At 67.8% G+C, this 10,274-nt stretch carries 8 protein-coding genes; 1 reads left to right on the top strand and 7 read right to left on the bottom strand.

Annotation, left to right across the window (positions count from 1 at the left end):
* Positions 1 to 661 (top strand): hypothetical protein (locus tag AC5RUJ_RS06035; RefSeq protein WP_494155670.1); only part of this gene is annotated, 661 nt, incomplete at its 5' end.
* Positions 662 to 686: 25 nt separating this feature from the next.
* On the opposite strand, the gene AC5RUJ_RS06030 is transcribed toward AC5RUJ_RS06035, so the two are convergent.
* The 7 genes from AC5RUJ_RS06030 to AC5RUJ_RS06000 all read right to left on the bottom strand — a co-directional run.
* Positions 687 to 1,145: a MarR family winged helix-turn-helix transcriptional regulator gene (locus AC5RUJ_RS06030; protein ID WP_494000068.1), complete on the bottom strand. Its 459-nt coding sequence runs from the start codon at positions 1,143 to 1,145 to the stop codon at positions 687 to 689.
* Positions 1,138 to 2,247, bottom strand: coding sequence for an LLM class flavin-dependent oxidoreductase (locus AC5RUJ_RS06025; protein ID WP_494128167.1), 1,110 nt, complete (start codon positions 2,245 to 2,247; stop codon positions 1,138 to 1,140). Before AC5RUJ_RS06025 ends, AC5RUJ_RS06030 begins: the two co-directional genes overlap by 8 nt.
* A gap of 187 nt (positions 2,248 to 2,434) precedes the next feature.
* Positions 2,435 to 3,601, bottom strand: coding sequence for a UDP-galactopyranose mutase (gene glf, locus AC5RUJ_RS06020; protein WP_494128162.1), 1,167 nt, complete (start codon positions 3,599 to 3,601; stop codon positions 2,435 to 2,437).
* Complete coding sequence (locus AC5RUJ_RS06015; RefSeq protein WP_494128161.1) at positions 3,595 to 3,903, bottom strand: hypothetical protein; 309 nt, start codon at positions 3,901 to 3,903, stop codon at positions 3,595 to 3,597. The genes glf and AC5RUJ_RS06015 overlap by 7 nt, the downstream gene beginning before the upstream one ends.
* The gene (locus AC5RUJ_RS06010; RefSeq protein WP_494128166.1) at positions 3,900 to 6,302 is read right to left on the bottom strand and encodes a family 1 glycosylhydrolase; all 2,403 of its coding nucleotides are present in this window, start codon (positions 6,300 to 6,302) and stop codon (positions 3,900 to 3,902) included. The genes AC5RUJ_RS06015 and AC5RUJ_RS06010 overlap by 4 nt, the downstream gene beginning before the upstream one ends.
* A 341-nt stretch (positions 6,303 to 6,643) precedes the next feature.
* Positions 6,644 to 7,783 carry an FUSC family protein gene (locus AC5RUJ_RS06005; RefSeq protein ID WP_494012382.1) on the bottom strand — a complete coding sequence of 380 codons (1,140 nt, stop codon included), beginning with the start codon at positions 7,781 to 7,783 and terminating at the stop codon, positions 6,644 to 6,646.
* 33 nt (positions 7,784 to 7,816) lie between these two features.
* The coding region (locus tag AC5RUJ_RS06000; RefSeq protein WP_494155669.1) for an efflux RND transporter permease subunit at positions 7,817 to 10,274 on the bottom strand (2,458 nt) is incomplete at its 5' end.

The following is a 10,274-nucleotide window of genomic DNA, read 5'->3' as shown; positions in this document are numbered from 1 at the left end:
GCCGTCGGGTGCGGCCGGCGGGGACGCAGCCGGACAACCCGCGGCGCCGCCCGGCAAGGAGCCCGTGCGGAAAGCGACGATCGACGGCTGGAAGGTCTACACCGATCCGGACCGAGTGATCAGTTTCGAGGTTCCGGGCGAGTGGGTGGTGCAGCGGCAGGTCAAGCCCACCCAGCCCTCGGACGACGGGCTGCACCTGGACATCCGGGACTCTTCCGGCAAGCTGGCCGCCGAACTGCACACCCGGCTCAAGCTGCCCAAGGCCGCCTGCGAGGGCGCCGTCACCGAACTGCGCGTGCTGGTCAGCGAGCCGGCGAAGGTGCCCGCCGTGCCGTCCGACGACACGGTCGAGCCGCTGTTCGTCTACCGGACGCTGCTGGGCCACCGGTACTTCGGGTCGATGGGGCTGACCGACAAAACGGCCGGCGACGGCTTCCAGGCCTGCCTGGTGGAAAACACCGTCAACGGTCCGGACCCGGTCGGCACCTACTCCTTCGGCACGGCCGTCCGCCACGGCACTCCGGCGCCCGGCGACGAGACCGGGCTGCTGGATGCCTACGGCCTCATCGCGGAGGCGGAGAGCTACGTCTCCGGCAAGCACTTCAAGACGCTGCGGCAGGTCATCATGACCCTGCAGGTCGCTGAAGATCCGCCCGCCTGAGCCGCCGGCACCCCGCCGGGCGGCTTCAATCGTTCGCCAGGCCGGCCCGCAGCTTGTCGGTCAGCTCCTGGAGCTGTCCGAATTCCTCCTCGGACAGCAGCGGGGCGAGCATCGAATGCAGGTGCTTGACGTGCTGCCGGCCGATCTCCTTCTGCAACGCGCGGCCCTCGTCTGTCAGCGAGATCTCGATGCCCCGCTGGTCGTTGCGGGCCGTGCGCCGGAGGACCAGGCCCTTCTTCTCCAAGCGGTCGACCATCCGGCTGAGGCTCGGCTGGCTGATCAACAGTGCCTCGTTCAGCTCGTTCAGCCGGCTCCAGCCGCCCGGGCACCGGCTCAGGTTGAACAGGACGTCGTACTCGCGCATGGCGAGTTTCCTGAACTCGGGCAGCTGCTGCATCCGGCGCATTACCGCCACCTGGGTGCGGAACAGCGATTCCCAAGCAGCCGCCGTCGTCCTGATCTCAGGACCGGATGAATCAGCCATGGGACACCGACTCGGCGGGCGCTTCCTTGGCGTCGCGGGCGGCCTTGCGGCTGGCGTGGGTCGGGGCTTCCGGAACATGCGCCGGCTTGCGGGCGGCAAACTCCTTCTTCAGCACCGGGAGCACCTCTTCGCCGAACAGGTCCAGCTGTTCCAGCACGGTCTTCAGGGGCAGTCCTGCGTGGTCGATCAAGAACAACTGGCGCTGGTAGTCGCCGAAGTAGTCGGCGAAGGCCAGGGTCTTCTCGATCACCTGCTCCGGGCTGCCGACGGTGAGCGGGGTCTGCGCGGTGAAGTCCTCCAGCGACGGTCCGTGGCCGTAGACGGGTGCGTTGTCGAAGTAGGGGCGGAATTCGTTGACCGCGTCCTGCGAGTTCTTGCGCATGAAGAACTGTCCGCCCAGGCCCACGATGGCCTGGTCGGCGGTGCCGTGGCCGTAGTGCTCGTAGCGCTCGCGGTACAGGCCGATGAGCTGCATGTAGTGCTCCTTCGGCCAGAAGATGTTGTTGGCGAAGAAGCCGTCGCCGTAGTAGGCCGCCAGCTCCGCGATCTGGGGCGTGCGGATCGAGCCGTGCCAGACGAAGGGCGCAACGCCGTCCAGGGGTTGGGGCGTGGAGGTGTAGTTGTGCAGCGGGGTGCGGTGCTTGCCCTGCCAGTTGACGACCTCTTCGTCCCAGAGCTTGCGCAGCAGGGCGTAGTTTTCTACCGTCAGCTCCAGCGAGTCCTGGATGTTCTTGCCGAACCAGGGATAGACCGGGGCGGTGTTGCCGCGGCCCAGCACCAGATCCACGCGGCCGTCGGCCAGATGCTGGAGCATGGCGAAGTCCTCGGCGATCTTCACGGGATCGTTGGTGGTGATCAGCGTGGTGGCGGTGGACAGTGTGATCCGCTCGGTCTGCGCGGCGATGTAGGCCAGCAGCGTGGTGGGGGAGCTGGAGAAGAACGGCGGGTTGTGGTGCTCGCCGATGGCGTAGACATCCATGCCGATGTCTTCGACCTTCTTGGCAATGGCGACCGACGCCTTGATCCGCTCGCGCTCGGTGGGCATGCGGTTGGTGGTCGGGTCCAGGGTGACGTCGCTGACGCTGAATACGCCGAGTTCCATGATGTACCTTTCGTGGTGCTTGCTACGCATCAGTTTACATGCATTTGCATTCACTGTGGTTAACGGCAGGCACGCGGAAAAATTCCGGGACAGGTTGTCGGACCGGTCACCGTGCCGCGGGTGGTCCCGGAATGGCTTTCCCGGCATGCGCACCGCCGGCTTGATGCGGCAAGGAGCGGGGCCCGGGTTAGGCCGACGAGCGACCGAGCAGGGGGCCGATCGAGTTGTCGACCAAACCCAGCGCCGACGCTATGGCCATGTGCATGTCCAGGTACTTGTAGGTGCCGAGGCGGCCCCCGAAGAACACGTTCGGTTCCTGCCCCGCGAGGCGACGGTACGTCCTGAGCTTGTCCCGGTCCTGGCTGGTGTTGATCGGGTAGTACGGTTCGTCGTTCGCGCCCGCCGTCCGGGAGTATTCGCGGACGATCACGGTGCGGTCATCGGGGTACTGCCGTTCGGGATGGAAATGGCGGAATTCGTGGATGCGGGTCCACGGGACGTCTTCGTCGGCGTAATTCATCACGGGCGTGCCCTGAAAATCCGCGATCGGCAGGACTTCCTGCTCGAAGTCCAGGGTGCGCCAGGACAAGGCCCCGGCCGAGTATCCGAAGTAGCGGTCCAGCGGCCCCGTGTACACGACGGGCACGTCGGGCGGGAGGTGCGGACGGACGTGGAAAAAATCGGTGTTCAGTTGCAGGTCGATCAAGGGCGACCGGAGAAAGCCGCCAAGGAAGGTGCCGTAGCCCTCCGTCGGCAGGCCCTCGTAGGTGTCGGTGAAGTAGCGGTTGTCGAAGGTGTAGCGCACGGGCAGCCGCGTGATGATGTCGGGGCTCAGTTCCCGCGGGTCGGTCTGCCATTGCTTGGCCGTGTAGCCGCGCACCAGGGCCTCGTACAGCGGTCGGCCGATCAACGAGACGGCCTTCTCTTCCAGGTTGCCGGCCGCCGAGGCCGGTACTTCCTGCGCCTGGTGGCGGATCAACTCTTTGGCCTGGTCCGGCGAGAGGTGGCGGCCGAAATAGGCGCAGATCGTGCCCAGGTTGATGGGCATCGGATACACATTGCCCTTAAAGACCGTAAACACGCGGTGCTGGTAGCCGGTGAACGAAGTGAACCGGTTGACGTAGTTCCAGACCCGTTCATTCGACGTGTGGAACAGGTGCGCCCCGTACCGGTGGACTTCGATCCCGGTCTCCGGTTCCTCCTCGGACCAGGCGTTGCCGCCCGGGTGGGAACGGCGTTCAAGTATCAGCACGCGGGCCCCGTACTCACGTGCGGCGGTTTCGGCAACGGTCAGTCCGAAGAGGCCTGCGCCGACGACAATGAGGTCGGGACCGTGGTCTCCGGCCGCTACCATTTCAGCGCCTCGGCGGTCAGGCACGGGGCCGGGGTGCCGCAGGTTGCGCATTCTCCCTGTTCGTCGCCGGCCGGCGGATGAAGCATGAGGCCGGCGGAAATCCTCGCCAGCAACGGTGCCCGAAGGTACGGCGTGGCCGAACTAACGGCTGCCTCGGCGAGCGCCGGAACGGCAGGGCCGGTCAGGCGTCTCCTGCCCAGCGCGGCGTCCTGCAGGCCGGCTATTGCCGCGCCGACTCCGCGTTCGTGGGCGCGTTCCAAATCCTCCACGTCGGAGCGTTGGCGCTCGGCCCGCGAGCTCATGCCGTTTCTTCTTCCGCCAGTTCTCCTGCCGCGGCTCCCTGAGAGATCAAACGGTGCATTTGTCCGGCAATCGCATCCCAGCCGAGGAGTCTCTGCAAGGGCCGCATTCGCCGGTCCCGTTCGGCCGGGGAATCACCCGGCGCGGTCTGGATGGCATCGGCGAAGCCTGCGGCGTCCTCCTGGATGTGGACGAGCCCCCGGTACCCGGCGACCACATCCGGAACGGGCGTCGACACCACGGGAAGGCCGGCGGCCAGATACTCGAGGGTCTTCGTCGGGCTGATCGACCGTGTCGCCTCGTTCATGGCGAAGGGCATCAAGGCAACGTCGAATTCGGCCATGACGGCGGGCAACTCGGCGTATTCCGCCATTCCGGTGTACTCGATGTTTGGAGCCTGCGGCAGCGTGGCCGGATCGATCTTGGCGACCGGTCCCACGATCCGAAACAACCAGTCGGGAAGCATCGCGGCGAGCTCCTCCAGCAGGCCAAGATCGAGCCGCTCGTCGATGACGCCCACGTAGCCCGCCACCTTCCGGAGGCCGGGCGCCCGCTCCTCGCGGAGCAGCCGGGAGGTTTCATAGTGCGCGGCGTCCACACCGCTGGGAAAGAGATGGCAGGAATCGCCCACGTAGCGGCTGACGCTGCGGTGCAAGGAGGCGCCTCCCGCAAAGACCACATCGGATTCCGCCAGCGCCTGGCGTTGCCGGGTCTGCATGGCTTTGGGGGCATGGCGAAACGACGCCAAATCATCCATGACGTCATAGCAGAGGGCCCCGGGCTCGAGCGCGCGCGCTATCTCCAGCGCCATCGGCGTATAGATCAAGACGTCGGGCGAGGCCGGCCGTGCGTGGGTCGCCAGCAAGTGGCGGAACAATGCGCCGTATTCTTCCGCGCCGGGTGCGTCGAATCCCGGGGCGGCCAATTGCCCGTCAACCGAGGGAATTTCAAGCCATACCCTGGTGATGCCGTCCACGTCTTGGTGCCGCAGGACCGGTTGTTCGACCTTGGCCGGCAGTGGTTCCTCCAGAAACCATGTGCGGGCACCGGTCCGGGTGCGGGCGGCGGCAAACCGGGAGACAAGATGTTGCGGGCGCTGCCAGACCCAGGTCCACCTCAGGTGGGACAGCACGACCAAGTCAGGGTCTTCCAAGGGGTTCATCCTGTGTTCCTCTTCGTCGGCGTTGCGGGCGGGCGGGACGATCTCCTCTTCGGGAGGATCGCGCCAGGGCCAGTGGCTCATCTGGGGCAGCAGCCCCCGGAGCTGGCTGTCGCACGGCGGTTGAAATCGGTACGCGGGCAGGTCGCGGCTGGGGGTTCCGGATGCCGCAGCCATCCAGGCGTCCGTGAAGCAGGTGGTGGCCGTCCGGCTTCCCCACGCGGCGGCGCCCACGACGCCGACCGGGTCCGGGCGGCGGGCGGCGCGGGCGAGCATGGAGTCCCAGTCGCAGGAGTCCACGAAGGGAAACCAGCAGTACCCCTCGAGCCGGATCCCGCGGGAGAGAGCCAGTTCGTACTGTTCAAGGGTGTATCGCAACCAGGACGCGCGGTCGGAGGCCGTTCCCCGGATGTTGGTCTCGCTCAGGAGCATCGGCAGCCCGTAGCGGGAGCCGTAGTGCTCGGCCACGGCCGCAAAACCCAGCGGGTGGGGCGATGGCGCATGGGCGCGGGACTCCTCATACCACCATTCGGAGTGGCAATAATAGTCGAGGCCGAGAACGTCCACCCGAACGGGGTCCAGGTGAAGCAAGTCTTCGCCGCCGTGCTTGACGATCTCCCTCAGGAAGGGGCGGCCCTCGGTCAGATCGTGTCCGAGCACCAGATCCAGCAACACGTGGCGCCGGTCGTTGGCGAGAGCCGCGTACTCCGCCGGGCCACCCGCAGTTCCGTCATGGTGTTCGCAGGTATCCACCCAGACGTGGCGGGCTTCGGGCAGCAGCTCCGACCAGCACCTGGCCGCCTCCGCGATGGCCGGCAGGACGTTGCGAACGAGGCGCACAAAACCGTCGATTCCCCTGTCGTAGGGCGGCCACAAGGCCTCATGGCCGCAGAGGAAAAGGGTGGCGAAGGGCTCATTGAACAGCGTGTAGGACGTCAGCCAGGGATAGCGCCGGGCCACGGCCTCTGCATACCGCAGGAAAGCGGGCGCAAACCTCCGGTCCCTGAAACCGTCGTCGAGCCACTGCGGGTAGCTCGTGTGGTGCACCAGGTCGACGATTGGCTCCATGCCGCGGACCCGCAGGAACTGGAGCTGCCGGTCGGTCTCGGACCAATCGAACTCGCCTGGCTCTGTTTCCACGCGGTGCCAGCGAATCGGAAACCGCACGCTGCCTACGCCTGCTGCGCGCATGTGGTCCAGGTGGCGGCCCCAGTGGGCGCAGCTTCCGGTCAGCTCCGCCACGTCCCGGCGGTGTACCGGCAGGTACGTACTCTCAAATGCGCCGACAAAGGGAACAGCGGCAACGCGGCCAGGCACGGAGGGGAGGCTCTCGCCCAGATCCGACACATCATTCTCCCGGTCCGGAGGATCTTAGTGCCAGCTGCTCGACACGAGTAGGTACATAAAACTCGAATTTCCCGGCAAGAGGAACCCCTTGCTGCCGGTTCAACGTTTCATCGAATGGGATTGGCCGGCCGGGCAGGCCGATACACTCGGGGTAGAGAGAGGGGAAGTACCCGCGCCGCTGGGGGCGTCTCGGCGGGCCGGCACCCTCCGGCTTGAGAGGGGAGGTACCCGCGCCGCTACGGGGCCTGGCCGCCGGAGCGGTCCTTCACGTGCCGGCCAAGCGCGGCCAGTATGCGTTCCAGGCTGACAGCCACGGATCCTGCCGCCGTGGCGGGGGACTCCGCGGACACCGAGCCCGCGACGACTCCGGTGAGGCGGTGCTGTGCATCGCGCGCGGCCTCCAGCTTGTCCGGCAGGTCCTCGGCGGTCATGCTCCTGATTGCCTCGGCCGTGGCGTCCAGGGCGTTGGCCATCGGTGCCAGCACGGGGTCGGGAAGATGCAGTGTCTCGTCCCAAATCACGGCGGCGAGCACCTCGGTCATGTCCTGGGTATGGAAGGCGGCACGCTCCAGCGTGCGTAGATTCCGCCAATCGGTGTCCAGGTCCCGGTCGTGGAACTTGCGCCGCGGATTGGCCTTGCGGCTGCGGTCGGCGGCCTGCACGGCCTGCCGCACCTGGTTGCCCAAGCGGGTGATGCTCTCGCCGTTCGTCGCCCAATCCTTGTGTTCCGGCGGCCAGTTCTCCCGGAGCGCCTCGGCCATGTCCTCCAGCTGCCGGGCGAGGTCGGACTGCAGCTGCTGCAGGCTGCGTCCCACCGCGTTGAAATTCAACGGCGGGAACAGCAGGAAGTTCACAGCGATGCCGACGGCCACCCCCACCGCCATCTGCACCGCATAGCCGAGCGAGTAGTCGCCGGCATTGGACCCGCCCACCAGCAGGACGAACAGCGCGGCCATGGGAACCCATTCCCGGCCCGCCCCGAGCCGCGGCAGCCCCGCAACCAGCACGCCCAGGAACACCAGCAGGCCCACGGTGACGAAATGCGGGCCGACCGTCAGGAGCAGGAGCATGGCCAGGCCGATGCCCAGCAGCAGCCCGGCCAGCGTCTCCGCGGAGGTCTTGACCGAGTCGGCGACGGTGGAATACATGCTGATCAGCGCGCCCAGCGGCGCGTAATAGGGGTACTGGTCCACCTCGCCGGGCAGCCGCAGGGCGATGAACCAGGCGATGGCGCACGCCAACGCGGTCTTGAACGCCAGCTGGACCCGGCGCCACCCGCCCATCTGCTGGCCATACTTGCGCAGCGGGGCGGGGAGCCGGTCGGTGAGCCGGTCCAGGCGGCCCGGCCCGGCGGGCATGGTTTCCGGTTCTGGCATGTTCAGCACCTCCACGGTTCCGGGTTAGCCGGATCAGCGTCCGGCCGGAACCAGTTCTGCCTCGAGTGTATTGCGCTGGTATGCCCGACGCTCGCGCCGGCCTTCGACCAGCCGGTACAGCACCGGCACCAGCACCAGCGTCAGCGCGGTGGAGGACACCAGGCCGCCGATCACCACCACTGCCAGCGGCTGCGAGATGAAACCGCCCTCACCGGTCAGTCCCAGCGCCATCGGCGTGAGCGCAAAGACCGTGGCGAGCGCCGTCATCAAGATGGGCCGCAGCCGGCGCCGTGCGCCGTGCGTGATCGCGTCCGCCACGTTCATGCCGGGCCGGCCGTCGTGGGGGCGCCGGTACTGGTTGATGAGGTCGATCAGCACGATCGCATTCGTCACCACGATGCCCACCAGCATCAGCATGCCGATCAGCGACGGCAGCCCCAACGGGATCCGCGTGATGACCAGCAGCCCGATGGCCCCCGTGGCCGCAAACGGAATGGAGACGAGCAGGATCAGCGGCTGCACCAAGGACTTGAACGCGGCCACCATGATCACGTAGACAATGGCGACGGCGGCCAGCAGCGCCCAGCCCAGCTGTTCAAAGGACTCGGCCTGCTGGGTGGCCGCGCCGCCCAATTCCGCCGTGACCCCGGCCGGCAGGTCGGTGCCGTCCAGTGCGGCCGCCACCTCGCTGCTGAGGGCACCCAGGTTCTCTCCCTCCGGGGTCACGGAGACGACGGCGGTGCGTTCGCCGCCGCTGGCGCTGATCGACGTCGGCACGTCGGTTTCCTCGACCGTGGCCAGGTCCGTCAGCGGCACCGGCCCGGCCGCCGTGGGCACCTCGACGCCGCGCAGTTCCTCGACGCTGGAGAAGTCGCTGCCTTCCCCGATCAGCACCGGGAAGTCGGTGGTGCCGATCCGCACGGTGCCGCCGGGCAGCGGGCTGATTGAAGACGCCAGCAGGCCCGCGACCTGCTCCTCGTTCAGCCCGGCGGCCACGGCCTTGGCCCGGTCCACGGACACCTGGACCACCGGCTCGGCCGCCGAGAGGTTGCTGGACACCTCTGCGGCCCCCGGCACCTCCCGCAGCAGCTCCACCAGCCGGTCGGAGGCGTCCCTCAGCTCCTCCGGGCCGTTCGCGGAGATCTCCACGTCCACGGTGCTGGAGGTGCCGAAGCCCCCGCCCTGAGTGCCCAGCGTGAACGTCGCCTCGCCGGGCAGCTTTTCGACGGCGGAGCGGACCCGGTCGCGCAGCGCCGCCTGGTCAATGCCTTCCTCGGTGATGACGGTGTACTGGGCCACCGAGGCACCCGCGGAGAGGAACGTCCCCAGGCCGCCGCCGGCGTTGCCCATGGTGACCTGGACCGCCTCGATCCCGTCCATCCCGGCCAGCAGCTCCTCGACCGGGGCGGCCGCCTCGTCGGTGGTCTCCAGGCTGGTCCCGGCCGGCATCTGCTGGCGCAGGCTGAAGCTGTTCTGTCCGCTGTCGCCGAGCAGGTTGGTCTGCAGCAGCGGCACCATGGCGGCGGTGCCGGCCAGCACCAGCAGGGCGGCCACGGTGGTGATCACCGGGTGCCGCTGGGTGCCGGCGAGCACCGGCAGGTAGCCGCGCTGCAGCAGCGAGCGGCGTTCCTTCTCGGAGGCCGCCGCACGCACTGCGGACGTGTCGGGGTGTCGCTCCGCGGGGGATTTGACGAACCAGTAGGCCAGCACCGGCACGATGGTCAGCGACACCGCCAGGGACGCGAGCAGGGCCAGCGCGGTAGTGATGGCGAACGGCCGGAACAGTTCGCCGGCCAGATTCCCGACGAACGCGATCGGCAGGAACACCGCAACGGTCGTCAGGGTGGACGCGGTGATGGCCCCGGCGACCTCGCGGACCGCCGCCAGGATGGCGTCGCCCTTGGGTTCGCCGTAGTTCAGGTGCCGTTTGATGTTCTCGACCACCACGATCGAGTCGTCCACAACGCGCCCGATGGCGATGGTCAGCGCGCCGAGGGTGAGGATGTTGAGCGAGTAGCCCAGCGCATTGAGGCCGATGAACGTGGCCAGCAGCGACAGCGGGATGGAGATCGCCGTGATCAGCGTGGAGCGTACGGAGAGCAGGAAGACCAGGATGATCAGCACCGCGAAGCCCAGCCCCAGCAGGCCCTCGGTGGTCAGGTCCTTGATGGACGTCTCGATGAACGGGGCCTGGTCGAACACCGTGGTGATCTGCGCGCCGTCGCCCAGTTCGGCCTCCAGTTCGGGCAGCAACTCGCCGATGGCGTGGGAGAGGGCCACCGTGTCGCCCTCCGGCGTTTTGGTGACGGCCAGGGCAAGCGTCAGCTCGCCGTTGGTCCGGGTGATCGAGGTCTGCTCGTCGTCGGCGATGTCGACGTCGGCCACCTCGCCGATGGTGGCAGGGTCGGCCGGCGCAGGGTCCGGTGCCTGGCCGGGCTGGTCCGGTGCGGGCACGGTGTCGGGCACGGGTACCTGGCCCTGCTCTGTCCCG

Source organism: Arthrobacter sp. Y3223164 (assembly GCF_059091005.1).
This window is presented reverse-complemented; position numbering and strand designations above follow the sequence as displayed.

Bases quoted from the DNA above. Each gene is read 5' to 3' on its own strand.
- AC5RUJ_RS06015 (WP_494128161.1), bottom strand. From the start codon at position 3,903: ATGAGCTCGCGGGCCGAGCGCCAACGCTCCGACGTGGAGGATTTGGAA.
- AC5RUJ_RS06005 (WP_494012382.1), bottom strand. From the start codon at position 7,783: ATGCCAGAACCGGAAACCATGCCCGCCGGGCCGGGCCGCCTGGACCGG.
- AC5RUJ_RS06025 (WP_494128167.1), bottom strand. From the start codon at position 2,247: ATGGAACTCGGCGTATTCAGCGTCAGCGACGTCACCCTGGACCCGACC.
- glf (WP_494128162.1), bottom strand. From the start codon at position 3,601: ATGGTAGCGGCCGGAGACCACGGTCCCGACCTCATTGTCGTCGGCGCA.
- AC5RUJ_RS06030 (WP_494000068.1), bottom strand. From the start codon at position 1,145: ATGGCTGATTCATCCGGTCCTGAGATCAGGACGACGGCGGCTGCTTGG.